Source organism: Burkholderia sp. AU33803 (assembly GCF_002223095.1).
GTDB lineage: Bacteria > Pseudomonadota > Gammaproteobacteria > Burkholderiales > Burkholderiaceae > Burkholderia.
In genome coordinates this window covers 1-26,310 of the sequence record NZ_NKFJ01000007.1, presented here as the reverse complement: position 1 = coordinate 26,310, position 26,310 = coordinate 1, and the positions used below count along the sequence as shown (strand labels likewise).

General features: G+C 67.2%; 23 protein-coding genes. 17 read left to right on the top strand and 6 right to left on the bottom strand.

The window, feature by feature from the left end:
- The first annotated feature begins 220 nt into the window (after nucleotides 1–220).
- Entirely contained in the window at nucleotides 221–1,798 is a 1,578-nt protein-coding gene (locus CFB41_RS29690) for an aldehyde dehydrogenase (NADP(+)) (RefSeq protein WP_089459052.1), read from the top strand.
- Between the two features lie 237 nt (nucleotides 1,799–2,035).
- Nucleotides 2,036–2,587 carry a hypothetical protein gene (locus CFB41_RS29685; RefSeq protein ID WP_089429010.1) on the top strand — a complete coding sequence of 184 codons (552 nt, stop codon included), beginning with the start codon at nucleotides 2,036–2,038 and terminating at the stop codon, nucleotides 2,585–2,587.
- A 136-nt stretch (nucleotides 2,588–2,723) separates the two neighbouring features.
- Here the strand turns inward: CFB41_RS29685 and kdgD are convergent, their stop codons facing one another.
- Entirely contained in the window at nucleotides 2,724–3,638 is a 915-nt protein-coding gene (gene kdgD, locus CFB41_RS29680) for a 5-dehydro-4-deoxyglucarate dehydratase (RefSeq protein WP_089459051.1), read from the bottom strand.
- Between the two features lie 229 nt (nucleotides 3,639–3,867).
- Between kdgD and garD the strand changes: the two genes are divergently transcribed.
- From garD to CFB41_RS29660, 4 genes are all read left to right on the top strand, one after another.
- Nucleotides 3,868–5,421, top strand: coding sequence for a galactarate dehydratase (gene garD, locus CFB41_RS29675; RefSeq protein ID WP_089459050.1), 1,554 nt, complete (start codon nucleotides 3,868–3,870; stop codon nucleotides 5,419–5,421).
- Between the two features lie 280 nt (nucleotides 5,422–5,701).
- Entirely contained in the window at nucleotides 5,702–6,094 is a 393-nt protein-coding gene (locus tag CFB41_RS29670) for a nuclear transport factor 2 family protein (RefSeq protein ID WP_089459049.1), read from the top strand.
- A gap of 78 nt (nucleotides 6,095–6,172) precedes the next feature.
- The gene (locus CFB41_RS29665; RefSeq protein WP_089441574.1) at nucleotides 6,173–6,628 is read left to right on the top strand and encodes an RbsD/FucU family protein; all 456 of its coding nucleotides are present in this window, start codon (nucleotides 6,173–6,175) and stop codon (nucleotides 6,626–6,628) included.
- Between the two features lie 193 nt (nucleotides 6,629–6,821).
- Nucleotides 6,822–7,259, top strand: a complete 438-nt coding sequence (locus CFB41_RS29660) for a DoxX family protein (RefSeq protein WP_069260786.1) — start codon at nucleotides 6,822–6,824, stop codon at nucleotides 7,257–7,259.
- Between the two features lie 156 nt (nucleotides 7,260–7,415).
- Here the strand turns inward: CFB41_RS29660 and CFB41_RS29655 are convergent, their stop codons facing one another.
- Together CFB41_RS29655 and CFB41_RS29650 are read right to left on the bottom strand one after the other, a co-directional pair.
- Entirely contained in the window at nucleotides 7,416–8,723 is a 1,308-nt protein-coding gene (locus tag CFB41_RS29655; protein ID WP_089459048.1) for an MFS transporter, read from the bottom strand.
- Between the two features lie 342 nt (nucleotides 8,724–9,065).
- Entirely contained in the window at nucleotides 9,066–10,202 is a 1,137-nt protein-coding gene (locus tag CFB41_RS29650; protein WP_089459281.1) for a branched-chain amino acid ABC transporter substrate-binding protein, read from the bottom strand.
- Nucleotides 10,203–10,860: 658 nt separating this feature from the next.
- On the opposite strand from CFB41_RS29650, the gene CFB41_RS29640 reads away from it, so the two are divergent.
- On the top strand, nucleotides 10,861–11,655 hold the full coding sequence (locus CFB41_RS29640; protein ID WP_089459046.1) for an AraC family transcriptional regulator: 795 nt from the start codon (nucleotides 10,861–10,863) through the stop codon (nucleotides 11,653–11,655).
- Nucleotides 11,656–11,734: 79 nt separating this feature from the next.
- Here CFB41_RS29640 and CFB41_RS29635 read toward each other — a convergent pair whose 3' ends face one another.
- Both CFB41_RS29635 and CFB41_RS29630 read right to left on the bottom strand, forming a co-directional pair.
- Nucleotides 11,735–11,998 carry a hypothetical protein gene (locus tag CFB41_RS29635; RefSeq protein WP_039367795.1) on the bottom strand — a complete coding sequence of 88 codons (264 nt, stop codon included), beginning with the start codon at nucleotides 11,996–11,998 and terminating at the stop codon, nucleotides 11,735–11,737.
- 288 nt (nucleotides 11,999–12,286) lie between these two features.
- Nucleotides 12,287–14,179, bottom strand: a complete 1,893-nt coding sequence (locus CFB41_RS29630; RefSeq protein WP_089459045.1) for a bifunctional sugar phosphate isomerase/epimerase/4-hydroxyphenylpyruvate dioxygenase family protein — start codon at nucleotides 14,177–14,179, stop codon at nucleotides 12,287–12,289.
- Nucleotides 14,180–14,435: 256 nt separating this feature from the next.
- Between CFB41_RS29630 and aroQ the strand changes: the two genes are divergently transcribed.
- The 3 genes from aroQ to CFB41_RS29615 are packed head-to-tail and all read left to right on the top strand — an operon-like array spanning nucleotide 14,436 to nucleotide 17,118.
- A complete protein-coding gene (gene aroQ, locus CFB41_RS29625) occupies nucleotides 14,436–14,891 on the top strand; it encodes a type II 3-dehydroquinate dehydratase (protein ID WP_089441581.1) in 456 nt (151 codons plus the stop codon).
- Entirely contained in the window at nucleotides 14,888–15,742 is an 855-nt protein-coding gene (locus CFB41_RS29620; protein ID WP_089459044.1) for a shikimate dehydrogenase, read from the top strand. Before aroQ ends, CFB41_RS29620 begins: the two co-directional genes overlap by 4 nt.
- A 32-nt stretch (nucleotides 15,743–15,774) precedes the next feature.
- Nucleotides 15,775–17,118 carry an MFS transporter gene (locus tag CFB41_RS29615; RefSeq protein WP_089459043.1) on the top strand — a complete coding sequence of 448 codons (1,344 nt, stop codon included), beginning with the start codon at nucleotides 15,775–15,777 and terminating at the stop codon, nucleotides 17,116–17,118.
- Nucleotides 17,119–17,224: 106 nt separating this feature from the next.
- Here the strand turns inward: CFB41_RS29615 and CFB41_RS29610 are convergent, their stop codons facing one another.
- Nucleotides 17,225–18,334, bottom strand: a complete 1,110-nt coding sequence (locus CFB41_RS29610) for a 2-aminoethylphosphonate--pyruvate transaminase (RefSeq protein ID WP_089459042.1) — start codon at nucleotides 18,332–18,334, stop codon at nucleotides 17,225–17,227.
- Between the two features lie 259 nt (nucleotides 18,335–18,593).
- Between CFB41_RS29610 and phnS the strand changes: the two genes are divergently transcribed.
- From phnS to CFB41_RS29575, 7 genes are read left to right on the top strand one after another with little or no spacing between them, the layout of a single operon-like run.
- Nucleotides 18,594–19,682, top strand: a complete 1,089-nt coding sequence (gene phnS, locus CFB41_RS29605) for a 2-aminoethylphosphonate ABC transporter substrate-binding protein (protein WP_089459041.1) — start codon at nucleotides 18,594–18,596, stop codon at nucleotides 19,680–19,682.
- A gap of 34 nt (nucleotides 19,683–19,716) precedes the next feature.
- The gene (gene phnT, locus CFB41_RS29600) at nucleotides 19,717–20,820 is read left to right on the top strand and encodes a 2-aminoethylphosphonate ABC transport system ATP-binding subunit PhnT (RefSeq protein ID WP_069252529.1); all 1,104 of its coding nucleotides are present in this window, start codon (nucleotides 19,717–19,719) and stop codon (nucleotides 20,818–20,820) included.
- On the top strand, nucleotides 20,798–21,718 hold the full coding sequence (locus CFB41_RS29595) for a 2-aminoethylphosphonate ABC transporter permease subunit (protein ID WP_089459040.1): 921 nt from the start codon (nucleotides 20,798–20,800) through the stop codon (nucleotides 21,716–21,718). Before phnT ends, CFB41_RS29595 begins: the two co-directional genes overlap by 23 nt.
- A complete protein-coding gene (gene phnV / locus CFB41_RS29590) occupies nucleotides 21,708–22,568 on the top strand; it encodes a 2-aminoethylphosphonate ABC transport system, membrane component PhnV (protein ID WP_060074338.1) in 861 nt (286 codons plus the stop codon). The genes CFB41_RS29595 and phnV overlap by 11 nt, the downstream gene beginning before the upstream one ends.
- Nucleotides 22,565–23,872 (top strand): phosphonoacetate hydrolase, encoded by a 1,308-nt coding sequence (phnA, locus tag CFB41_RS29585; RefSeq protein ID WP_089459039.1) that lies wholly within the window; start codon nucleotides 22,565–22,567, stop codon nucleotides 23,870–23,872. Before phnV ends, phnA begins: the two co-directional genes overlap by 4 nt.
- A complete protein-coding gene (gene phnY / locus CFB41_RS29580; protein ID WP_089459038.1) occupies nucleotides 23,869–25,323 on the top strand; it encodes a phosphonoacetaldehyde dehydrogenase in 1,455 nt (484 codons plus the stop codon). Before phnA ends, phnY begins: the two co-directional genes overlap by 4 nt.
- Nucleotides 25,324–25,327: 4 nt before the next feature.
- The gene (locus CFB41_RS29575; RefSeq protein ID WP_089441589.1) at nucleotides 25,328–25,882 is read left to right on the top strand and encodes a phosphonate degradation HD-domain oxygenase; all 555 of its coding nucleotides are present in this window, start codon (nucleotides 25,328–25,330) and stop codon (nucleotides 25,880–25,882) included.
- The last annotated feature ends 428 nt before the right edge of the window (nucleotides 25,883–26,310 follow it).

Here is a 26,310-nt window from a genome sequence, read left to right as displayed (position 1 = left end):
CGACAGTTTATTGGCAATAATCAGACGCAGAAACCTCGGGTTTTCCCTCTGGATGGTGACGTGAAGGCGTAAAAATCCCAGATATTGGCGCGTGAAATAAGGGTTTTGCGCGTGCCGGCACCCGCCCGATCATTGACGCGAATATTGAAGCAAGGTGGGCGGACATCATATCTGTTGAGCTACAATAAACGACCTATTCCCGAACCACGGAGCACACCCCATGCAACTGACTGGAGAGATGCTGATCGGCGCCGAAGCGGTCGCCGGCTCGGCCGGTACCTTGCGCGCGTTCGACCCGTCGAAGGGCGAGCCGATCGACGCGCCGGCGTTCGGCGTTGCGTCGCAGGCCGACGTCGAGCGCGCATGCGAACTCGCGCGCGATGCGTTCGACGCGTACCGCGCGCAGCCGCTCGCGGCCCGGGCGGCGTTTCTCGACGCGATCGCGGATGAAATCGTCGCGCTCGGCGACGCGCTGATCGAGCGCGCGCACGCCGAAACGGGCCTGCCCGTCGCGCGGCTGCAGGGCGAGCGCGGTCGTACCGTCGGCCAGCTCCGGCTGTTCGCGCGCGTCGTGCGCGACGGGCGCTTTCTCGCCGCGTCGATCGATCCCGCGCAGCCGGCGCGCACGCCGCTGCCGCGTTCGGACCTGCGGCTGCAGAAAGTCGGGCTCGGGCCCGTCGTCGTGTTCGGCGCGAGCAATTTCCCGCTCGCGTTCTCGGTGGCCGGCGGTGATACGGCGTCGGCGCTCGCGGCCGGCTGCCCGGTGATCGTGAAGGCGCACGAGGCGCACCTCGGCACGTCCGAGCTGGTGGGCCGCGCGATCCGCGCCGCCGTCGCGAAAACCGGGATGCCGGCGGGCGTGTTCTCGCTGCTGGTCGGCCCCGGCCGCGTGATCGGCGCGGCGCTCGTCAGCCATCCGGCGGTCCAGGCGGTCGGCTTCACGGGGTCGCGGCAGGGCGGCATGGCGCTCGTGCAGCTCGCGAACGCGCGCCCGCAGCCGATTCCCGTCTACGCGGAAATGAGCAGCATCAACCCCGTCGTGCTGTTTCCGGCGGCGCTTGCCGCGCGCGGCGACGCGATCGCGACGGGCTTCGTCGATTCGCTGACGCTGGGCGTCGGCCAGTTCTGTACCAACCCGGGCCTCGTGCTCGCGATCGACGGCCCCGATCTCGACCGCTTCGAAACCGTCGCCGCGCAGGCGCTCGCAAAGAAGCCGGCCGGCGTGATGCTCACGCGCGGCATCGCCGATGCGTATCGCAACGGCCGCGGCAAGCTGGCCGAACTGCCGGGCGTGCGTGAAATCGGCGCGGGCGAGGCGGCGCAGACCGACTGCCAGGCCGGCGGCGCGCTGTACGAAGTCGGTGCGCAGGCGTTCCTCGCCGAGCCGGCGTTCAGCCACGAGGTGTTCGGGCCGGCGTCGCTGATCGTGCGTTGCCGCGATCTCGACGAAGTCGCGCGCGTGCTCGAAGCGCTCGAAGGCCAGCTGACGGCCACGCTGCAGATGGATGCCGACGACAAGCCGCTCGCGCGCCGGCTGCTGCCGATCCTTGAACGCAAGGCGGGCCGCCTGCTGGTCAACGGCTACCCGACCGGCGTCGAGGTGTGCGACGCGATGGTGCACGGCGGGCCGTTCCCGGCCACGTCGAACCCGGCCGTCACGTCGGTCGGCGCGACGGCGATCGAGCGTTTCCTGCGGCCGGTGTGCTACCAGGATTTCCCGGACGATCTGCTGCCGGAAGGGTTGCAGGAAAGCAATCCGCTCGCGATTCCGCGGCTGCGGGACGGGAAGGCGGAGTGATGACGCACCTCGATTGAGGGAGCGTTCCATTGCGACCGGTGAGCCTGGGTGCTTGCGGGTTGCAACAAACGAAAAGGCGGAAGTGGCCGGTAAGCCGCTTCCGCCTTTTTTGCATCGCAGCTTTGGGGCCGGCTTTCCCGCCGCCCGCTTTTCTCCTACAGTACCGAAGCCCCGGGTCGACCGACCTGCGGGCGAAACCTGAGAGATCGAGAAAAAGTCTAAAAGGGTACCGAATCCATGAATATCAACAAACGTGGCGACCACCTGTTCGCGGCCGGATTGTGGAAAGCGATCGGCGACGTCGCGAAATCCGTGCGCACCCAGATTGGCCAGTACAGCGAAGGACGCGTGCTCGCGAATGCACTGCTGGAATTCCAGCGCGACCTGGGCGGCAGCGAATTCGACATCACGATCAACCAGGGGCGGCTCGTCACCGGTTCCGACGCGCATTCGCTCGTGTTCGGTCAAGCCGTTCGCCGTTTCCGGCAGGACATGGAAGCGCTGGTGTTCGCGCTCCAGTACCGGCGCGGCATCGATGAACGCGATCCGGGCCTGCGCACCGAAGCGTTGATGCAGGCGAACAGCCAGCTCGCGACCGCGAAGCAGTCGGCGACGATCACGGTCGGCCGGTTCTTCGACGCGGTCGTTGACCGCGACGTACTCGGGCAGATCCTCGGCAGCGAATCGAATTCGCGCGCGCGATCGGGTGCGCAGGACCAGATCGAGGCGACACGCGTCAAGCTGGGGAACGTGCGTTACCGGATCGTCGGGGTCATCGCGCAGATGTGACGGTGGCGACACGCATGGCGGCGGATGCGTGCGTCATCGCGGAAAGCGCGCAAAAGGGCGCGGCCGGCGAATGCCGGCCGCGATGTAGCACTGCCGGCGCGGTGCCAATGCGACGTGCGCCGCCGACGAACACCGCTTATTGCGGCCCCATCTTCTTGATCAGCACGTCGAGCTCCGCCGCTTCTTCGTCGGTGAGATCGACGAGCGGCGCACGCACCGGGCCTGCGTCATGGCCGACGAGCCTCGCGCCCGCCTTCACGATGCTGACCGCGTAGCCCGCGCGGCGATTGCGGATCTTCAGGTACGGCAGGAAAAATTCGTCGATCAGGCGGCCGACCGTGGCGTGGTCGTCCTTCGCGATCGCTTCGTAGAATGCCATCGCCGTCTTCGGGATGAAGTTGAACACGGCCGACGAATACACCGGCACGCCGAGCGCCTTGTACGCGGCGGCATAGACTTCAGCCGTCGGCAGCCCGCCGAGGTACGCGAACCGGTCGCCGAGCCGGCGGCGGATCGTCACCATGCTTTCGATTTCGCCCACCCCGTCCTTGAAGCCGATCAGGTTCGGGCAACGATCGGCGAGGCGCTCGAGCATGTCGGCGTTCAGCTTCGAATTCGCGCGGTTGTACACCACGACACCGATCTTCAGCGCACGGCACACCTGCTCGACGTGGTCGGCGATCCCTTCCTGGCTGGCTTCGGTCAGGTAATGCGGCATCAGCAGCACGCCGCTCGCGCCGAGGCGCTCGGCCTCCTGCGCATATTCGATCGCGACGCGCGTCGCGCCGCCCGCGCCGGCGAGGATCGGCACCTTGCCCTTGCAGGTTTCCGTCGCGACACGGATCACGTCCGAATACTCGCGCTGCGTGAGCGAGAAGAATTCACCGGTGCCGCCGGCCGCGAACAGTGCGCTCGCACCGTACGGCGCGAGCCATTCCAGGCGCTCGGCATAGGTGGACGGGCGGAAGCTGCCTTCGGCGTCGAAGTCCGTCAGCGGAAACGACAGCAGGCCGTGGGAAATGATCTGTTTGAGTTCTTGCGGTGAGGTCATGGTTGGGTCGTCCGTCTAGCGCGAGTGCTGGGTTCGTCGGGAACGGCATACGAGCCACATTGGCGATGTCGTTGTATGTCATCGTACAACGAGGGGAGGGGGGACGCAAGCGGTTTGCTGGTAAAGAAATAGTAGGGTCTTTCCGGATAAGGGTTTACGCAGCATCGCCGACTCCGGTCGAATGTCGTATGATGACTAACGATATGGCCGATAGCTTCCAGGAATTTCGATGACTGCTTCCCCGCTCTATATCCGTGTGCATCCGGACGACAACGTCGCGATCGTCGTCAACGACGGCGGCCTGGCCGAGGGTGCGACGTTCGCCGACGGGCTGACGCTGCGCGAAGGCGTGCCGCAGGGGCACAAGGTTGCGCTGGTCGATCTCGCGGCCGGCGACCCGATCGTCCGCTACAACGTGGTGATCGGCTATGCGCTGGTCGAGCTGCGCCGCGGCAGCTGGGTCAACGAGCGCACGATGCGCATGCCCGAGCCGCCGGGGCTCGACGACCTGCCGCTCGCAACCCGCGCCGCGCCGCCGCTGCCGCCGCTCGAAGGCTATACGTTCGAGGGCTTCCGCAATGCCGACGGCTCGGTCGGCACCCGCAACATCCTCGCGATCACGACGACCGTCCAGTGCGTGTCGGGCGTCGTCGAGCACGCAGTGAAGCGGATCAAGGCCGAGCTGCTGCCGCGCTACCCGAACGTCGACGACGTGGTCGGGCTCGAGCACACGTACGGCTGCGGCGTGGCGATCGACGCGCCCGATGCCGACATCCCGATCCGCACGCTGCGCAACATCAGCCTGAATCCGAACTTCGGCGGCGAGGTGATGACCGTGAGCCTCGGCTGCGAGAAGCTGCAGCCCGAGCGCCTGCTGCCGCCCGGCACGATTCCGGTCGCGGCCGACGGTGCGACCGACAACGGCGGCGTGGTGTGCCTGCAGGACGCCGCGCACGTCGGCTTCAACTCGATGATCGACTCGATCATGACGATGGCCGAATCGCATCTCGAGCGGCTCAACCGCCGCCGCCGCGAGACGTGCCCGGCATCGGATCTCGTCGTCGGTGTGCAGTGCGGCGGCAGCGATGCGTTCTCGGGGCTCACCGCGAACCCGGCCGTCGGCTTCGCGGCCGACTTGCTGGTGCGCGCGGGCGCGACGATCATGTTCTCCGAGGTGACGGAAGTGCGCGATGGCGTCGCGCAGCTCACGTCGCGCGCGGCGAACGAGGACGTGGCGCGCGAGATCATCCGCGAGATGGACTGGTACGACCGCTACCTGCAGCGCGGCCGCGTCGACCGCAGCGCGAACACGACGCCCGGCAACAAGAAGGGTGGCCTGTCGAACATCGTCGAGAAGGCGATGGGATCGATCGTGAAGTCGGGCAGTGCGCCGATCGCCGGCGTCGTGCGTCCCGGCGATCGCGCGAAGCAGAAGGGGCTGCTGTACGCGGCGACGCCCGCGAGCGACTTCATCTGCGGCACGCTGCAGCTCGCGGCCGGGATGAACCTGCATATTTTCACGACCGGTCGCGGCACGCCTTACGGGCTCGCGCAGGTGCCGGTGATCAAGGTCGCGACGCGCAGCGATCTCGCGCGCCGCTGGCACGACCTGATGGATCTCGACGCGGGTCAGATCGCGACCGGCGCGGCCACGATCGAGGACACGGGCTGGGCGCTGTTCCGGCTGATGCTCGACGTCGCGAGCGGCAAGCGCCGCACGTGGGCCGAGCAATGGAAGCTCGCGAATGCGCTGACGCTGTTCAATCCGGCGCCGGTGACCTGACACGCGCGGCTGTTGCCACCGGACGAAGCGGGCGCCCGAGGGCGCCCGTTTTCATTTCGGTGGAGCAAGTGTCGGCGGGATGTCCATGATGAGGAGAACTTGCAGCATGGCGGATCATGTCCGGCGTGCGGAGCGGCCACTGGCTCGACGCGACCGGCGCGATTTCCTTACCCCGCACGTAATCGACCGCCCGCGCTAGGCAGGCGACGATGTCTGCACGCGAACACGAAACACGCCACGTTCGCGACATCGCCCTCTCATCGACACAAGGAGCCTCGCCATGAACACCGCCCAATCCGCCTCGTCCGTTCACGCCGACCTGATCGACCGCTACATCGACGCCTGGAACGAACCCGACGTCGCGCGCCGCCGCGCGCTGATCGATGCGACCTACGCGAGCGACGCGGCCTATCGCGATCCGCTGATGACCGGCGACGGCCACGCCGGCATCGACGCGATGATCGCGGCCGTGCAGGCGCGTTTCCCCGCGTTCCGCTTCCGCCGCACGACCGACGTCGATGGGTTCGGCCAGCACCTGCGGTTCTCGTGGGCGCTCGTGTCGCCCGACGGCGCGGCGATCGTGAAGGGTTCGGACTTCGGCACCGTCGACGCGTCGGGCCGCCTCGCATCGGTCACGGGTTTCATCGACGAAATGCCGGCCGCGGCGTCGTGACGCGAGCGACGCATGCGCAGTGTCCACCGGGATCGGGTAACGTTATGCGTTCGTTCCTGATCCCGGAGACTAGCCGACATGCTGAAGAATCTCGACCCGCTGCTGCACGCCGACATCCTGCACACGCTGCGCGCGATGGGCCACGGTGACGAAATCGCGATCTGCGATGCGAATTTCCCGGCGGAATCCGTCGCGGAGCACACGGTGGTCGGCCGCGCGTTGCGGATCGACGGCGCCGATTCGGCACGCGTCGTGCGCGCGGTGCTGTCCGTGCTGCCGCTCGACACGTACGTCGACACCCCCGCGTGGCGAATGGAAGTCGTCGGCGACGCAGCCGCGGTGCCTCCCGTACAGCGCGAAGTGCAGGCCGAGATCGATCGTGCCGAAGGGCGCTCGGTGCCGCTCACGGGCATCGAGCGGTTCGCGTTCTACGAGCGCGCGCAGCAGACGTACGCGGTGATCGTCACCGGCGAGCTGCGCGGCTACGGCTGCTTCATCTTCAAGAAGGGCGTGTTGTTGAGCGACGCGGGCTAAACGCGTTTTCATCCCGCCGTCATCGGGCCGCGCGGCGGCCGCCGTGTAAAGATTTGCTACAACCTTTTTCTTGGACACGGCCGAAACTCTGTCTATGCTGGCCCATTTGCCGCGGGCCCCGCAGGGTCGCGCGGCGCCGAGCTGTCCGGGTGTGCTCCGGGCAGCCGGCCGAATTGCATACGAGGAGAGAGGCATGACGCGTTCCGTCGATTCCGGCGTCATTTTTTTCGCGCGCCTGGCGCTGGCGGCGTTGTTCCTGTGGGGCGGCGTGATGAAGCTGCTCGGCTATGGCGATTTCATCGGCTACCTGCATGGTCTGAACGTGCCGTATCCGCAGGTGATCGGGCCGATCGTCGTCGCGATCGAGGGGCTCGGCGGGCTGCTGCTGATCGTCGGCTACAAGGTGAAACCGCTCGCCCTGCTGATGGCGTTCTACACGGTCGCGACCGCGATGGTCGGGCACAATTTCTGGGACGCGACGGACGCCGCGGTCCAGCACGACATGGTGATCCATTTCTGGAAGAACATCGCGATCGCCGGCGGTTTCCTGCTGCTGTTCGTCACCGGCGCCGGCGGCGCGAGCATCGACGGCCTGCGTCGGCCGAGCACGACGTACGGCAGCCTGCGCTGATCGCACCGACTCGGGCCGTTGCCGTTGCGCTGAAGCAAAACAAAAGGGCCGAATCCCGCGGGATTCGGCCCTTTGTTCATGGAGCGCGCGTGCGTCGCGTGTGCGTCCGGTCATTCGATGCGGCGCTGGACGCCGCCGCACGCGCCCCGTCGCCGCTCAGTGCGGCGAATCCTCCTTCGCATCCTTCGAGAACTGCACGGCGATCGCGCCGAGCACGCAGATCGCCGCGACGTACACCACCGGTGCGAGCGGGTTCGACTTCATCATCAGCGACACGATCACCGGCGTGAGGCCGCCGAAGATTGCGTACGCGACGTTGTACGAGAACGAGATGCCGGAGAAGCGCACGACGGCCGGGAAGCTCTTGACCATCACGAACGGCACCGCGCCGATCGTGCCGACCATGAAGCCCGCGATCCCGTAGTAGAGCGGCAGCGTCGACGCGTCGGCCGCGACCTGCGTGAACAGCAGGTAGTAGCACGCGGCCAGCCCGATGCCGCCGATGGCGAGCACACGCTTCGCGCCGATCCAGCCCGCGAGCGAACCCGCGGTGATGCAGCCGGCCGTCAGGCACAGCGTCGCGACGCTGTTCGCGAACAGCGTCGTCGCGGGTGTCAGGTGGAACTGCTTCTGCAGCAGCGCGGGCGTCATCAGGATCACGACGACGATCGCGGCCGACAGCATCCACGTGAGCAGCATCGACACGATCACCGCGCGGCCGTGGTCGCGCAGCACGGCCTTCAGCGGAATCTCGGCCGCGAGCGCCTTTTTCGCCTTCATCTCGGCGAACACCGGCGTCTCGTGCAGCCAGCGGCGCAGGTACACCGAGAACAGGCCGAACACGCCGCCGAGCAGGAACGGGATGCGCCATGCGAACGCACCGACTTCGGCGCTCGAGTAACGGCTGTTGATGCCCGCGGCCACCAGCGAGCCGAGCAGGATGCCGGCCGTCAGGCCCGCGGTCAGCGTGCCGCACGCATAGCCGATGTGGCGCGACGGCACGTGCTCGGACACGAACACCCACGCGCCCGGCACTTCGCCGCCGACGGCCGCGCCCTGCAGCACGCGGAACAGCAGCAGCAACACCGGCGCGAGGATGCCGATCGTGTCGTAGGTCGGCAGCAGGCCCATCAGCAGCGTCGGCACGGACATCATCAGCACGCTCAGCGTGAACATCCGCTTGCGGCCGAACAGGTCGCCGAAGTGCGCCATGATCACGCCGCCGAGCGGGCGCGCGAGGTAGCCGGCCGCGAAAATGCCGAACGTCTGCAGCTGGCGCAGCCAGTCGGGAATGTCGTGCGGGAAGAACAGTTGCCCAATCGCCGGCGCGAAGAACACGAAGATGATGAAGTCGTAGAACTCGAGGGCGCCGCCGAGTGCAGCGAGGCCAAGGGTCTTGTAGTCGCTGCGCGTGAGCGCGCGTTCGGCGGCGCGAGGCACGCCGCTCAATTCGGAAGCTTGCATGGTCAGGACGATTGGTTTTTCGAATGGTGTTGTCGGTGCTGCGTCTCCAGGGCCCGCTTTTCGGCATGGACTGACAAGGCGCGGCTTGCGTCGTCGAAGCGTGCGGCGTGCCGGGTGCGGCACGAAACACGCGCCGCCGCACCGGGATGGGGCGCGGCGGAGACGAAGCGTCAAAGCGGGTGGGGGGATTCTACAGGAGCGCGAAATGCACGCGCGTGGGGGCGCGCCGAGGAACGGTTCGGATCGCGAAGTCGGAGCAGACGCAAACACGGACGCAAAAGGGCGCGCGGCGCGGGCGGCCGGTGAGCCGCTGACGCGCCGCGCGGGGCAGGGTCTTGCGGATCAGTTGCCGGCGATCGTATCGACCGGCTTGAACGCGCCGTGCTCGACCTTGTAGATCGTCACCGGTGCATCCTTCAGGTCGCCCTTCGTGTCGTACGCGATGCTGGGGGCCGACACGCCCTTGACCGACACCTTGCCGAGATACGGCGTGTACACCTTCGGGTCGGTCGAGTTCGCGTCCTTCATCGCTGTGAGCAGCGCGATCGTGCCGTCATACGAGTACGGCGAGTAGGTGATCACGTCTTCGTTGAAGCGCGCCTTGTAGCGTGCCGCGTAGCCGGCGAAGCCCGGCATCTTCTCCTTCGGCAGCCCGCCCATGTAGACGATCGCGCCTTCGGCCGCGTCGCCGCCGACCTTCAGGAACGTCGGCGAGCGCGACATCTCGCCCGTCACGAACGCCGACTTCATCCCGAGCTGGCGCATCTTGCGGATCATCGGCGACGATTGTGCGTCGCCGCCGCCGTAGAAGATCGCGTCCGGGTTCATCCCCTTGAGGTTGGTCAGGATCGCCGAGAAATCGAGCGCCTTGTCGTTCGTGAAGTCGCGCTTGATAATCGTGCCGCCGGCCGCTTCGACGGCCTTCGCGAATTCGTCGGCGATGCCCTGGCCGTAGGCCGTGCGGTCGTCGATGATCGCGATGCGCTTGAAGCGCAACGTCTTCACCGCGTACGTGCCGACGATACGGCCCGCCTGCGCGTCGCTCGTCAGCAGCCGGTAGGTCGTCTTGTAGCCGCGCGCCGTGTATTGCGGCGACGTGGCCATCGAGATCTGCGGCAGCCCCGCGCGATCGTACAGGTCGGACGCGGGAATGCTCGTGCCCGAGTTGAAGTGCCCGATGATCCCGCGGACGTTGTCGTCGATCAGCCGCTGCGCGACGGTCGTGCCGGTGCGCGGGTCGGCCTGGTCGTCCTGCGAGTCGAGCTGGAACGTGACGGGCTTGCCGCCGATCGTCGGACGCGTCGCGTTGAAATCGGCGATCGCGAGTTGCACGCCCTTCTGCATGTCCGTGCCGTAGTTCGACTGCGGGCCGGTCAGCGGTGCGGCGAAACCGATCTTGACGACGTCGGCGGCGATGGCGTGCGCGCCCGACAGTGCGCAGGCAGCGGCCAGCGCGACGTGCGATACCTTCAGCTTCACTTTCACTTCCCCTTGATGGCGTGGTTGGGCCGCCGCCGGCTGGCGGGCCGGCGCCGGTAAACCGGGCGAGACGGTTCAGTCGGCAGGCCGATGCGAGGGCCATGCGTGCGTGCCGCGTGCTGCCCGGGCTGTGCCGGAATCGGCGTATCGGATGGCGGATGCCGCAGGCCACGCATGCCGATTGCTGCCGCGGCGTGAGGTCGTCTCGTGACCGTGAAGCGAAGTCTAGATAGCGAAAATGCGTGCGTCTTGCGCGTTCGATGCGCGGCCGGCGACGATATCGGCATATCGTCGATAACCCTGATATATGCCGAAATCGTCACGCCGAATGCGCAAACGCGCCAAGACGCTGCACGTTCGCATTTTTATGCTGGCGAGTTCGGGCGTACCGTGCCGGTGTGCGAGTGCGCCAGTCCGCGTGGCGTGCCGGCACCGGCGCACGCGAGGTGGCTCCGTCGACACAAGCGGAGTCGCGGCCGGCCGCCGCACGCTCGACGCAGTGGTTGCGCACGCAACGTATGTCGCATGACGATGCCGGCCGATCGGCGGCGCGTTGCGCCGGCTGCCGCCAACTTGCCCGCCTTTGCGATCGGCGCGACGCGATCGAAGGGCGCTTCTATAATCGACGCCATCTGCCACTCGCATTGCGGTTGCCGGGATGACGCCCTTGCTTGCCGTACCGCCCATGAGCCTGTCCGAACCGTTGCGCTACCAGCCCGACAATGCCGATTTCGGCGCGATGCTTGCGCACTTCCGCCTGCTCGAACCGGTGTTCGATGCACTGCCGGACGTCGCCTTCTTCGTGAAGGATGCGAGCGGCCGCTACGCGATCGTCAATCGCACGCTGGCGATGCGCTGCGGCTACAAGGACAAGCGCGACCTGCTCGGCAAGACGGCCGACGAAGTGTTTCCGCGCCGCTTCGGCCGCAGCTATTTCGAGCAGGACATGGCGACGATCAATGCCGGCCAGCAACTGATGGACCAGCTGGAGCTGCACCTGTATCCGGGCCGTCAGCCGGGCTGGTGCCTGACCTGCAAGGAGCCGCTGCGCGACGCCGCGGGCAGGGTGGTCGGCCTCGCGGGCATCTCGCGCGACCTGAAGGCGCACGAGGGATCGCACCCGGCGTACAGCCGGCTCGCCGACGTCGTCCAGCACATCCAGGATCACTACGTGCAGCCGCTGAACCTGAAGCATCTCGCGCAGATGGCGGGGATGTCGGTCGCGCAGCTCGAACGCTACTTCCACAAGGTGTTCCACCTGACGCCGCGCCAGGTGCTGCTGAAGACACGGCTCGATGCGGCCACCGCGCTGCTCGTCACGCACGACAAGGTGACCGACGTCGCGGCGCTATGCGGCTATACGGATCACAGCGCGTTCACGCGCCAGTTCAAGGCGACGGTCGGCGTCACGCCGACGGAATACCGGTTGATGCTGCAGGAGCGGGCAGGGTGACGCGACACGCCGACAGGGCCGGCGGGTCGCTGGGAATCGGGGTGATGCGGGAAAGCGGGAAAGGGATGAAGACGTCGGCTCAGCGGTAGCCGAGCCCTTTCAGCACGGCGGTGCCGTCTTCGGTCAGCCGGAAGCTGGGTGCCGTTTCGGTGTCGAGCTTGACCATCTCGACGAGACCGGCTTCCTGTAGCGCAGGCAGTTCGGGTTTGGCATTGGCGCCGATCGGTGCGTGCAGCAGCACGAGCAGCGTCGCGATTTCGTGATGACTGAGCAGGCGGCGCAGCATCGTCTTCTTTGCAGGGGGCGCGGCCGGGCGGCCCGCGGGTGCTTCTACGGCGCTCATCGCTTTCCTCCTTTTCGAGATAACCATCGGGTACTGGTTGCGGATGGTGCCGTCGAAGACTTAAGCGATTCTTAAAACCGCACGGGGCGACGCGATGCTGCGCTGCGGTACGGGTTACCGGATGTAACGCCCGATGGAATGCGGTTTCCGGCCCGCTCGCGGCGAGCCGTGCGGGCGGGGGCGCGGCCGAGCGATTCACCACGATCGCGCGCGCCGGATGTGGCCCTTTGAGGCGGCCGCGGGGCGCGATTCCGATGCGCCCCTTGAATCCCTGTCGGCTTCCTTCCCTTATTTCCTGCGCTGCGCCTGGGCGGCGAGCCGCACGGCCGCATTCGTCGCGCCGTAGCCGTCGTATCCGCCGCGCCGTTCGACGATCTCGAGCGAGAAGCGGTTGTCGACCAGTTCTGTATACGCATGCAGGAATTCGCCGCCGTGTTCGTCCCGGTCGTACAGCAGGTGATGCGTGCTCAGCGTGTCGATCAGGTCGTCCGGCAGCGCGTAGCGTGCGGCGAGATCGTCGTAGTAGTTCGGCGGAATGCGCAGGAACGGAATGCCGTCGGCCGCGAACGCGGCGATCGTCTTCACGATGTCGTCGGTGCGGAACGCGACGTGGTTCAGCCCCGTGCCGTGATAGCGGTCGAGCGATTCGGCGACCGCCGTGTGCCGGTCGACCGACGCGTTCAGCGCGATCCGCACCGAGCCGTCGGCGCTGCGCACCGCGCGGCTGCGCATCAGCCCGTACGGGTCGGGCACGAGCCAGCTGCGCTCGGCCTCGAAGCCGAATGCCGTCTTGAAGAACAGGATCCACGTATCGAGCGCGTCGGCCGGCAGTGCGAGGCACACGTGGTCGATACCCGTGAGCGGGCCGACTTCGCTCGGGCCGTCGATGTCGGTCAGCACGAAGTCCGATTCGTACAGCGTCGGCGCGTTCGGCGCTTCGTCGACGAAGTATTCGAGGCTGCCGTCCGGCGCCTGCACGCTCGGCAGCACGCGCTCGTTCGGCCCGACGCGGCCGGAGAACGGCGCATAGCCGAAGCCGGCCGCCCGTTCGAACGCCACTTTCGCGTCGTCGACACGGAATGCCGATGCGCACAGCGACAGTCCGTGCTGCTGGAAGAACGCGTCGGCGAACGAGTCGCGCTCGGCGTTCAGCACGATCGACGCGGCGCCGTGCTGGAACAGTGTCACGTCCTTCGAGCGATGGCGGCCCGCGAGCCGGAAGCGCATCCGGCCGAGCCATTCGCCGACGGTCGCCGCCGCCTGCGCGTCGACCGCGAATTCGATGAACTGGAACCCGACGTGCGCGGGCGGCGCCGGCGGCGCGAACAGCGGCTGGTCGGCGGCCGGCGCGCGGCCGTCCTGCGCGAGCCGTTCGCGCGTCAGTTCTTCCAGATAGAGCAGCGAGCGATGGCCGTCGGCCGCCGTGATCGCGGTCGGCGCCGCGCGGAAGCCGTCGTTGAAGATCTCGAGCGACAGCGGCCCCGTATAGCCCGACTCGATCACGCGCGCGGTGAAGCGTGCGAGGTCGAAGTCGCCCTGGCCCGGGAACGAGCGGAAATGGCGGCTCCATTCGAGCACGTCCATCGCGAGCTTCGGCGCATCGGCGATCTGCACGAACGCGATCCGGTCGCCGGGGATGTCCGCGATCGCGTCCGGCGAATCGTCGAGCGACAGCGTGTGGAAGCTGTCGAGCGCCAGGCCGAGGTGCGGGCTGTTCACGGCATTCACGAGTTTCCAAGCATGGCCGTAGCGCTTCACCACGCGCCCCCACGCGAGCGCTTCGTACGCGGCGACCACACCGGCCTGCCGCGCGGCTTCGGCGAGCGCGCCGAGCTGGTCGACGAGCAGCCCGTCGTCCGCGATCGTGTCGGCCGATACGTTGCTGCACACCAGGATGCGGTCGGTGCCGAGCGCATGCATCACGTCGAACTTGCGCTTGATCCGGTCGAGATTGCGGGCGAGCTGGGCCGCGCTCACCCCCTCGAAGTCGCGAAACGGCTGGAACAGCACGATGTCGAGGCCGAGATCGGCGGCCATGCGCCGGACGTCGGCCGGCGATCCATCGAAGTAGACGAGGTCGTTTTCGAAGATTTCGACGCCGTCGAAGCCTGCGGCCTGGATGGCGGCGAGTTTCTCGGCGAGCGTGCCGGACAGTGACACGGTGGCGATCGAGCGCTGCATGGGCGATTCCTGAGGATGAGCGGGCATGGCGTTGGCCGAACCGGCCCTGAATGAACCAGTCGTTGAGTTCATGACAGGCGCCATATCCCGAATTTACTAGGCGGGTGATGCATATTGTACAAACTAACTAGGTGGTACAAATTAGCGAAAACCCGAAAAGACAGCCCGCTTGCACGGGCGCACACTAGCGCCACATTCCGATGTCTTCGGGGCGGCGCCGATCGTGGTCTGCCCCTGTTTCAGGAGCAGAAACACGATGAGCAAGCACAAGGTGCTCGTGCTGAACGGCCCGAACCTGAATTTGTTGGGCACCCGCGAGCCCCATATCTACGGCGCGGAAACGCTGGCCGACGTCGAGCAGCGCTGCCGTACGGCGGGCGAGGCGCTCGGGCTGGAAATCGACTTCCGCCAGTCGAACGCCGAGCACCAGTTGATCGACTGGCTGCACGCCGCGCGTCACGACACGCACGGCATCGTGATCAACCCGGCCGCCTATACGCATACGTCGGTGGCGCTGGCCGATGCGCTTTCCGCGATCGCGAAGCCGGTGATCGAAGTGCATATCTCGAACGTGCATCGCCGCGAGGCGTTCCGGCACCATTCCTATGTGTCGGCGCTCGCCGAAGCCGTGATCTGCGGCTGCGGCACCGAGGGCTACCTCTTCGCGCTGCAGCGCCTGGCGACGCTGTTCGCGCAGGGAGCCGCACGATGAGCCGCCCGTCGTTTCTGATCGGCCTGATCGGCCAGGGCATCGGCGGCTCGCTGTCGCCCGCGATGCACGAGGAAGAAGGATTCCGCCAGGGGTTCGGCTATGTCTACCGGCGCATCGATCTCGACGTGCTGGGCGTGACCGTCGACGCGCTGCAGCAACTGCTCGATGCCGCGCAGCGGATGGGCTACAACGGCCTGAACATCACGCACCCGTGCAAGCAGCGCGTGATCGAACACCTCGATGAACTGTCGGACGACGCACGCGCGCTCGGCGCGGTGAACACCGTGCTGTTCAAGGACGGCAAGCGGATCGGCCACAACACCGACTGGTCCGGTTTCGCGAAATCGTTCCGCCGCGGGTTGCCGGGCGCGTCGCTCGAACGCGTCGTCCAGCTCGGCGCGGGCGGCGCGGGCGCGGCCGTCGCGCACGCAGCGCTGCAGATGGGCGCGGCCGAACTGACGATTTTCGATGTCGACGGCACGCGCGCCGCCGCGCTCGCCGCCGAGCTGCAGCAGCGTTTCCCGGCGGCACGCGTCGTGCAGGGCGACGATCTCGCGGCCGCGATGCGCGCGGCGACCGGCCTGATCCACTGCACGCCGACCGGCATGGCCAAGCATCCGGGCCTGCCGCTGCCGGCCGAACTGCTCCACGCGGGCATGTGGGTGGCCGACATCGTGTACTTCCCGCTCGAAACCGAACTGATCCACGCGGCGCGCGCGGCCGGCTGCGCCACGCTGCCGGGTGGCGGGATGGCCGTCTACCAGGCGGTCGACGCGTTCGAGATATTCACCGGACGCACGCCCGACGCCGAGCGGATGTTCGAACACTTTCAGTCGCTCGTCGCGCGCTGACCTATTCCAGAAAGAGAGACCAGGAGACGACCATGCAGCACACCACTCACACGAGCGCCGCGCCGGCGCAGGCGTCCGGCACCGTCCGGCGCACTTCGGCGCGCTACAAGATTCTCGCGCTGCTCGCGATCGGCACGATGATCAACTATCTCGACCGCACCGTGCTGGGGGTGGCTGCGCCTCAGCTCACCAAGGAGCTCGGCATCAACGCGGCCGTGATGGGCATCATGTTTTCCGCGTTTTCGTGGACGTATGTCGCGATGCAGGTTCCCGGCGGCCTGTTCCTCGACCGCTTCGGCAGCAAGATCACCTATTACTGGTCGATGACGCTGTGGTCGCTGTGCACGTTCCTGCAAGGCTTCGTGCCGGGCGTCGCGACGCTGCTCGCTTGCCGGCTCGGCCTCGGCGTGACGGAAGCGCCGTGCTTCCCGACCAACAGCCGCGTCGTCGCGACGTGGTTCCCGCAGAACGAGCGTGCGATGGCGACGGGTACCTACACGGTCGGCGAGTACATCGGCCTCGCATTCTTCAGCCCGGTGCTGTTCGCGCTGATGGGGGCGTTCGGCTGGCGCTCGCTGTTCTGGGTCGTCGGCGCGGTCGGCATCGTGTTCGGCCTGGTCTGGTGGAAGTTCTATCACGAGCCGCGCAACCATCCGGGTGCGAATTCGGAGGAGCTGGCCTATATCGAGGCGGGCGGCGGTCTCGTGCACGGTGCGCGCAAGAGCGGCGACAAGGGCGACAAGCCGGCGCAGGCCAAGTTCAGCTGGGCGATGGTCGGCCAACTGGTGAAGAAGCGCCAGCTCGCGGGCATCTGCCTCGGCCAGTTCGCCGGCAACTCGACGCTCGTGTTCTTCCTGACCTGGTTCCCGACCTACCTCGCCACCGAGCGCCACATGGGCTGGTTGAAGATCGGCTTCTTCGCGGTGATGCCGTTCATCGCCGCGTCGGTCGGCGTGATGTTCGGCGGGATCTTCTCCGACTGGCTGCTGCGTCGCGGCAAGTCCGCGAACCTCGCGCGCAAGCTGCCGATCATCGCGGGCCTGCTGCTCGCATCGACGATCATTCTCGCGAACTACGTGCAGAGCAACGAGGCCGTGATCGCGATCATGTCGGTCGCGTTCTTCGCGCAGGGGATGGCTGCTCTCGGCTGGACGCTCGTGTCGGACATCGCGCCGGACGGCCTGCTCGGCGTCACGGGCGGCATCTTCAACTTCGCGGCGAACCTGGCGGGCATCGTCACGCCGCTCGTGGTCGGCTTCATCGTCGCGTCGACCGGGTCGTTCGTCGGCGCGCTCGTGTTCATCGGCGTGATCGCGCTGGTCGGCGCGGCGTCGTACATCTTCGTGGTCGGCGACATCAAGCGGATCGAGCTGTAAGCACCGGCTCCACGCAGATCCTGTGCGTTAGCCCGGCAGCCGCAAGGCCGCCGGGCTTTTTTGCGTGCGCGCGCCGGCGGATGAGTCGGCTGGCTTGGTATGGCGCTTACGCGCGCTGCACCGCGATGCCGAGCGATTCGACCGCCTGCGCAATGGCCGCGACCGCGCGGCGGATGTCGTTCGAGTCGATCGCGCCGATGCAGCCGACACGGAACGTCTCGAGCTGCGTGAGCTTGCCCGGATACAGGATGAAGCCCGCGTCGCGCACCGCGTCGTAGAAGCGGCGGAAATCGTAGGCCGGGTGGTCGGGCGCGTGGAACGTGACGATCACCGGCGCCTGCACGCGCGCATCGAGGAACGGCGTGAAGCCGAGCGCGTGCATCGACTCGACCAGCGTCCGGCAGTTGTCTGCATAGCGCGCGCCGCGCGCCGGCTGGCCGCCTTCGGCGAGGTACTGATCGAGTGCGGCGCGCAGCGCGGCGATCACGTGCGTCGGCGGCGTGAAGCGCCACTGGCCCGTCTTGCGCAGGTACGCGTATTGATCGTGGAGATCGAGCGCGAGCGACGGCGAGTTGCCTTCGCTCGCGTCGAGCGCGTCGCGCCGCACGATCGCGAACCCCATCCCCGGCACGCCTTCTAGGCATTTGCCGCTCGCCGAGATCAGCGCATCGATGCCGCTGCCGGCCAGCGTGATCGGCAGCGCGCCGAACGAGCTCATCGCGTCGACGATCAGCCGCTTGCCGTGGCGCCGGCACACGGCGGCGATGTCGTCCAGCGGGTTCAGGATCCCGGCGCTCGTCTCCAGATGCACCTGCGCGACGTGCGTGATGCGCGGCTCGCGCACGAACGCGGCTTCGATCGCGGCCGGATCGACGGCCGCATCTTCACCGAACGGCAACGCGATGGCTTCGATACCCAGCCGGCCGAGGATCTTCAGGATGCGCGCGCAGTACGCGCCGTTGTCGGGTACCAGCACGACGCCGTCACGCGGCACCAGCGTGCCGAGCGCGGCTTCGACGGAGAACGTGCCGCTGCCCTGCATCGGCACGCACACGTATTCATCGCCGCCGTGCGCGATCGCGACGAGATCCGCACAGACGCTGGCCGTCAGTTGATTGAACGCGGCATCCCACGAGCCCCAGTCGTGTTGCATTGCGTGGCGCGTTGTGGCGGACGTGGTGAGCGGGCCAGGCGTAAGAAGAATCGGATCGGACATGGTTTTCCTCTGCAAAGGTCGGAAGAAACGCCGTGCGGCATTTCTGAATGACTTGCATGATATTGGCAAAATGTGTCATTTTTTGGAAATTGCCGCATTCGTCACGGGTTTGTCATCGAACGCTGTGATCCTTCGCTTGCCGCGCGAAACCTCACCTCGGCGCGGTAGCGAGGCGGGCCGTCGATCGGCCTTGCCCGGAGATAACAGGAGAGCCGGATCGTGCCCCGGCCATTTGGTGTTCCGCCTACGGAGAAGTCAGATGACACTGCAGAAACCCTCGCGCGCCGCTGCCGGCGCGTTCCGCAAGCTTGCGCTGGCCGCCAGCGTCGCCGGCCTGATGGGCGCCGCGCTGCCCGCACATGCGGCGAGCGCGGTCGTGCTGTATACGGCAGACGGTCTCGAGAACCTCTATCGCGATGTGCTGCCGGCTTTCGAGAAGAAGGAAGGCGTCAAGGTCAACATCGTGACGGCGGGCAGCGGTGAAGTCGTCAACCGCGCGAACATCGAGAAGAACTCCCCGAAGGCCGACGTGATCGTCACGCTGCCGCCGTTCATTCAGCAAGCTGGCCAGATGGGCCTGCTGCAGCCGTACCAGAGCGTGAACTACAAGAACGTGCCGGCCATCGCGAAGGCTGAAGACGGCACGTGGGCGACGTTCGTGAACAACTACTTCTCGTTCGCGATCAACCCGGATGTCGTGAAGAACCAGCCGAAGACGTTCGCCGACCTGCTCGCGCCGGCCTACGCCGGCAAGGTCGCGTACTCGAACCCGGCCACCGCCGGCGACGGCATGGCCGTGCTGATCCTGACGACGTCGCTGATGGGCGAGGACAAGGCGTTCGACTACCTCGCGAAGCTGTCGCAGAGCGTGAAGTTCCACACGAAGGGCACGGGCTACCTGAACGTGCTGCTGTCGCGTAACGAAATCAGCGTCGCGAACGGCGACCTGCAGATGGACCTCGACGACGCCGAACACGGCGCGCTGTCCGTCAAGCCGATCTTCCTGGCCGCGAAGGAAGGCGACCAGCCGACCACGTTCCAGCTCCCTTACGGCATCGGCCTGATCAAGAGCGGCCCGAACCAGGACGCCGGCAAGAAACTGATCGACTACCTGATGTCGACGGACGTGCAGTCGAAGGTGCCGGACATGTACGGCATCCCGGGCCGCACGGACGTGCCGCTGGCCGGCAAGAACGGCGAGGCGGTCAAGAAGGCGATTTCGGGCGTGAAGCTGATCCCGGTCGACTGGACCCAGGTGATGGCGAAGAAGCCGGTGTGGATCGAGCGCTGGAAGAAGGACGTGATCGGCAGCTCGGGCAAGCAGCTCGACGTCGTCAAGCCGAAGTGATCGGCGCACGCCGCCTGTATTTGTGAGCAAGAGGATGAACCCGGTGGACACCACCCTGACCCATCCCGGCGCATTCGGCGCCGCCGAACCGCAGGCAACGCTGCGGTCCGGCGCGCCGGGCGGCGTGCAGATCGAACACCTGAGCGTGCGCTACGGCGCACGCACGGTGCTGGAAGATCTGTCGCTGTCGATCGGTGCCGGTGAATTTCTGACCGTGCTCGGCAAGAGCGGCTGCGGCAAGACCACGCTGCTGCGCTTCATCGCCGGGTTCGTGAAGGCCGACGGCCTGACCGGCACGCTGACCGTGGCCGGACGCGACCTGACCTATGCGCCGCCGCACAAGCGCAATCTCGGTCTGCTGTTCCAGAATTACGCGCTGTTCCCGCACCTGACGGTGTTCGAGAACGTCGCATTCGGGCTGCGCGCACGCGGCATGGCGTCGTCGGAAGTGACGCGCCGCGTCGCCGATGCGCTGAAGCTCGTGCAGCTCGGCGATGCGGGCCATCACCTGCCCGCGCAACTGTCGGGCGGGATGCAGCAGCGCGTCGCGCTGGCGCGCGCGCTCGTGATCGAGCCGGACGTGCTGCTGCTCGACGAGCCGCTGTCGGCGCTCGACGCCAACCTGCGCGCATCGGTGCGCAGCGAACTGAAGGCGCTGCACGAGCGCCTGCCGAACCTGACCGTCGTCTGCGTGACGCACGACCGCGACGACGCACTCGTGCTGTCCGATCGCGCGCTGCTGATGCGCGACGGCCACATCGCGCAGCTCGGTACGCCGCAGCAGCTGTACGACGCGCCGCAGGACGGCTACGTCGCACGCTATCTCGGCCCGGCGAACCTGCTGCCGCCGCACGTGATCTTCCCGCTCGGCGATCCGCGCCACGAAGTGCGCGGCAAGGTGGCCTGCGTGCGCCCCGAGCGCCTGACCCTGATGCCGCCCGCCGCGGGCGGGCTGCACGGCACGGTATCGTCCGTCGAATGGCAGGGCGCGGACCTGTCGATCGCGGTCACGATCGATGCGGCCCCCGACGAGCCGGTGCGCGTCACGATGCAACGCGGCCGCGGTGCGGCTCCCGAGCGCGGTGCGCGCGTTTCCCTGCATTGCGAGGCAGACGATGTCGTCCTTATCGAGCCCTGAAGCCGGCCTGCCGCCGCACGTGCTCGCGTCGGCCGCCGCGCACGCCGCCGCCGCGCGGCGCCGCAAGCGCATGGGTGATCTGCACCTGGCCGCGCTCGCGACCGTCCTGCTGGGCCCGCTCGTCGTCTATCCGCTGGTGCGGCTCGTGCTGCTGAGCGTGTCGGGCGACCACGGGCTGAGTTTCGCCGCGTACCGCACGTTCTTCGGCAACCCCGACACGCGCAGCGTGATGCTGACCACACTCGGCGTGCTGTTCGCGAGCGCCGGCACGGCGTCGGTGCTCGGCGTCTTGCTGGCTGCACTGCTGTTCTTCAAGCCGTTTCCGGGCGCGTCGCTCGTCACGCGTTTCCTGGAGCTGTACGTCGCGTTCCCGTCGTTCCTCGTCGCGTTCACGCTGATCTTCCTGTACGGCTCGCAAGGGTCGATCAGCATCGCGCTGCAGCACCTGTTCCATCTGGAGGAGCCGCCGCTGAACTTCCTGTTCGGCATCGGCGGCGTGATCCTCGCGCAGACCGTGTTCTATACGCCGTTCGTCGTGCGGCCGACGCTCGCGTCGTTCGCGACGCTCGATCTGCGGCTGATCGAAGCCGCGCGCAGCCTCGGCGCGTCCGGCTGGATGCTGGCACGTCGCGTCGTGCTGCCGATCGCGTGGCCGGGCATCGCCGCCGGCACCGTGCTGTGTTTCCTGCTGACGCTGAACGAATTCGGGATTCTGCTCGTGCTCGGCAGCGCGCGGCTCGTGACGCTGCCGGTTGCGATCTACAGCAGCGCGACGGTCGACCTCGATCTGCCGACCGCGTCGGCCGGCGCGGTCGTGATGCTCGCGCTGTCGCTGGCGCTGTATGCGGTTTATCGCCGGGTGAACCGGCGTGCGACGGGAGGAAACGATGTCCGCTGAATTTCGTATCGGGCAAGCCGTGCCGCGCCACCAGATCGGCTGGGGCGACACGGTGCTCAAGCATGCGTCGCGCGCGGCGCTCGCGTTGGCTGCGTTCGCGTGCTTCTGGCTGTTCGTGTTGCCGGTCATCGTCGTCGCGCTGTCGAGCGTGTCGACGCAGTGGTCGGGCACGATTCTGCCGGCCGGCTACAGCCTGCGCTGGTTCGAGCGGCTCGGGTCGCCGGAATACGATGCGCTGCTGACGAGCCTGGAAATCGGCTTCGGCGTGTCGGCGGTCGGCACGGTCCTCGGGCTGTGGCTTGCACTGGCGCTCGAAGGGCGCGACCGGCGCGGCCTCGGCGCGGTGGTCGATGCGCTCGTGATGGTGCCGAACGGCGTGCCGAGCGTCGTACTGGGGCTCGCGGTGCTGATCGCGTATCACCAGAAGCCGGTCGACCTGTCGAGTTCGGCGGCGATCGTCGTGCTCGTGCAGCTCGCGCTGATTTTGCCGTTCTGCTATCGCTGCGCGGCCGCCGCGCTGCGTCCGGAACTGACCGTGCTGCGCGAGGCGGCGGCAAGCCTCGGTGCGCCGCCCGCGATGGTGCTGCGCCGCGTGCTGCTGCCGCAGCTCGTGCCGGCGCTGCGCGCGAGCCTCGCGCTCGGGTTCGCGCTGTCGCTCGGCGAGCTCGGCGCGACGCTCACGGTTTATCCGCCCGGCTTCGCCACCGTGCCGATCGTCGTGATCGGCCAGGTGGAGCGCGGGTATTACCTTCCGGCATCGGCCCTGTCGCTGCTGATGCTCGGCGCGTCGCTCGCGGCGCTGCTGCTGATCGCTGCGCGCGTGCCGCGCGGCAAGCGGGTGGCATCATGAACGCCGCGTTCGCCTTGCGCCAGCCTGGTGAAGCGTCGGCAGCCGGCGCATCGACGGGTCTCGCGGGACGTTCCGTCGACGTCAACGGCCGTCACTACCGGCTGCCGGTCGAGCCGACCGTCGTCGTCTGCGTCGACGGCTGCGAGTACGACTATCTCGAACGGGCGGTGGCCGCGGGCGTCGCGCCGTTCATCGGCCGGATGATCGCGGAAGGCACGGCCTGGCGCGCCGATTGCGTCGTGCCGACCTTCACCAACCCGAACAACTTGTCGATCGTCTGCGGCGTGCCGCCGTCGGTCCACGGGATCTGCGGCAACTATTTCTGGGATCCGGCCGCCGACGGCGGACGCGGCGCGGAAGTCATGATGAACGACCCGGCCTACCTGCGGGCCGGCACGCTGCTCGCGGCGGCCGCCGACGCGGGTGCGCGGGTCGCCGTCGTGACGGCGAAGGACAAGTTGCGCCGGCTGCTCGGCTGGCAGCTGAACGGCATCTGCTTTTCGGCCGAGAAGGCCGCGCAGGCGAATCTCGCCGAAAACGGGATCGTCGACGTGCTCGACTGGGTCGGCCTGCCGTCGCCGGACGTCTACAGCGCGGCGTTGTCCGAATTCGTGTTCGCGGCCGGCGTGCGGCTTGCGCAGACGCGCCAGGTCGACCTGATGTACCTGTCGACCACCGATTACGTGCAGCACAAGTGCGAGCCGGGCAGTGCCGGCGCGAACGCGTTCTACGCGATGATGGACGGCTATCTTGCGCAACTCGACGCGCTCGGCTGGGCGATCGGCCTCACGGCCGACCACGGGATGAACGCCAAGCACGATCCTGCGACAGGCCGGCCGAACGTCATCTATCTGCAGGATGCATTCGACAGCTGGTACGGCGTGCAGGCCGCGCGCGTGATCCTGCCGATCACGGATCCGTACGTCGTGCACCACGGCGCGCTCGGCTCGTTTGCGACCGTCTATCTGGCGCCGGGCGTCGACCGGGCCGAGGCGATGTGGCGCGTCGGCGGCCTCGACGGCGTCGAGCTCGTGCTCGACAACGCGGAAGCCGCCGCCCGTTTCGAGTTGCCGGCCGACCGGATCGGCGATCTCGTCGTGATCGGCCGCCGCGACATGACGCTCGGCACGCGCGAGCGCGAACACGATCTGTCGGGCCTCACGGTGCCGCTGCGTTCGCATGGCGGCGTGTCGGAGCAGGAAGTACCGCTGCTGTTCAATCGCCGTATCGAGCCGATCGATCCTGCGCGTCGCCCGCGCAACTTCGACGTGTTCGATTTCGTGCTGAACCGGGTCGCGACATGATGGCTCATCCCCGACACGATCATCCGGCGTTTCGTGCGGAGGCGCTGCGCTGGTGCGGCACCCGCGCGACGCGGGAACGCACGCTCGATGTCATGGACCCTTACACCGGCACGCGCGTCGGGACGGCGCCGCTGGCGAGCGTCGACGATGTGCGCACGGCATTCGACTACGCGATGGCGTACCGGCCGACGCTCACGCGGTACGAGCGTTCGCAGATCCTCGAGCGTGCGGCCGCGCTGCTGCGCGAGCGCACCGAGGAAGCTTCCGACCTGATCACGCTCGAATCGGGGCTGTCGAAACAGGATTCCCGCTACGAGATCGGCCGCGTGGCCGACGTGTTGAAGTTTGCGGCGGTCGAGGCGTTGCGCGACGACGCGCAGAGTTTCTCGTGCGATCTGACGCCCCATGGCAAGGCGCGCCGCGTGTTCTCGCAGCGCCAGCCGCTCGACGGTGTGATCGTCGCGATCACGCCGTTCAATCATCCGATGAACCAGGTGGCGCACAAGATCGCGCCGGCGATCGCGACCAACAACCGTGTGATCGTGAAGCCGTCGGAGAAGGTGCCGCTGTCGGCGTTCTACCTGGCCGACCTGCTGTACGAAGCCGGTTTGCCGGAGCCGATGCTGCAGGTGCTGACCGGCGATCCGCGCGAGATCGCGGACGAACTGGTCACGCACCCGCACGCGTCGCTGATTACCTTCACGGGCGGCGTGGCGATCGGCAAGGCGATTGCTGCGCGTGCCGGCTACCGCCGCATCGTGCTGGAACTGGGTGGCAACGATCCGCTGATCGTGCTCGACGATGCCGATCTCGATCGCGCAACGTCGCTGGCGGTGCTCGGCTCGTACCGGAATTCGGGGCAGCGCTGCACGGCCGTCAAGCGGATGCTGGTGCAGCGCTCGATCGCGCCCGCGTTCACCGAGTTGCTCGTCGAGAAGACGCGCGCATGGAAGTACGGTGACCCGTTCGATCCCGCGAACGAGATGGGCACGGTGATCGACGAGGAAGCGGCGCGGCTGTTCGAGGCGCGAGTGGAGGAGGCGGTCGCGCGGGGCGCGCGCCTGCTGACCGGCAACGTGCGGCGCGGCGCGCTGTATGCGCCGACGGTGCTCGACAACGTCGACCCGTCGATGACGATCGTGCGCGAGGAGACCTTCGGCCCGGTATCGCCGGTGATCACGTTCGACACGATCGACGACGCGATCCGGATCAGCAACGGGACGGCGTTCGGGCTGTCGTCCGGCGTCTGTACCGACAGCACGGCGGCGGTCGTGCGGTTCGTGAACGAGCTGAACGTCGGCACGGTGAATGTATGGGAAGTGCCCGGATACCGGATCGAGCTGTCGCCGTTCGGCGGGATCAAGGATTCGGGGCTCGGTTACAAGGAAGGCGTTCAGGAGGCGATGAAGAGCTTCACGAACCTGAAGACGTTTTCGCTGCCTTGGGAGTGAGTGAATGGCATTGACGGTGGAAGAGATCCACGGGCTGTATCGCGAGCATGGCCATGTGGCCTATAGCGGCGAGCCGGTCACGCAGCTCGAGCACGCATTGCAGAGTGGATTGCTGGCCGAAGAGGCGGGGGCTGACGAAGCGCTGGTCGCGGCCGCGTTCCTGCATGACCTCGGGCATCTGCTGAATCGCCAGGGCGAGACGCCGAGCGCGCGCGGGATCGACGATCTGCATCAGTATTACGTGCTGCCGTTCCTGCGGCCGCTGTTTTCCGACGCCGTGCTGGAGCCGATCCGGCTGCACGTCGACGCGAAGCGCTGCCTGTGCCGCACGGACGCCGGCTACTTCGAGAGCCTGTCGCCGGACTCGGTGCGCAGCCTCGCGCTGCAGGGCGGCATCTTCAGCGAAGAGGAGACGGCGGCGTTCCTGCAGCGCCCGTTCGCGGAGGCGGCGCTGCGTCTGCGCCGCTGGGACGATACGGCGAAGGAGGAAGGCAAGGTGACGCCGGATCTTGATCACTATATGGAGATCGTCGCGCGCCAGGTGCGCGCGGCGGCCTGACGGTTCGGCTGCTTCCATATAAGGCCCCGCACGCGGCAGCGTGCGGGGCCTTATATTTTTCGAGAAACCCCTTGCGCAGATCGAAGAGGCTGCCTACAATCACGCCTCTTTCGCGCTAACGGAAACGCGGCGCGGGAGAAGGGAAGCAGGGCGGGTGGTGTGCTGAAGTCTGGAGCGCGCCACTAGCCTGGAAGTTGAGCCCCGCAGTCGCAACGATGGTGTTAAAAAGTTGTTGACGAACTGCGAAACACGGTTCATAATCTCGCTTCTCTGCTGCTGAAAACGCAGCGCTGCCGGGAAACACGAAGTTCCTCGCAGAATGCTCTTTAAAAATTAACAGCCGATAAGTGTGGGCGCTTGATGGAAGCGAGCTGATCCTCGGATCAGATAGCGAAAGTATCAAGAGTCTCACACTAAAGTAAGTCAGG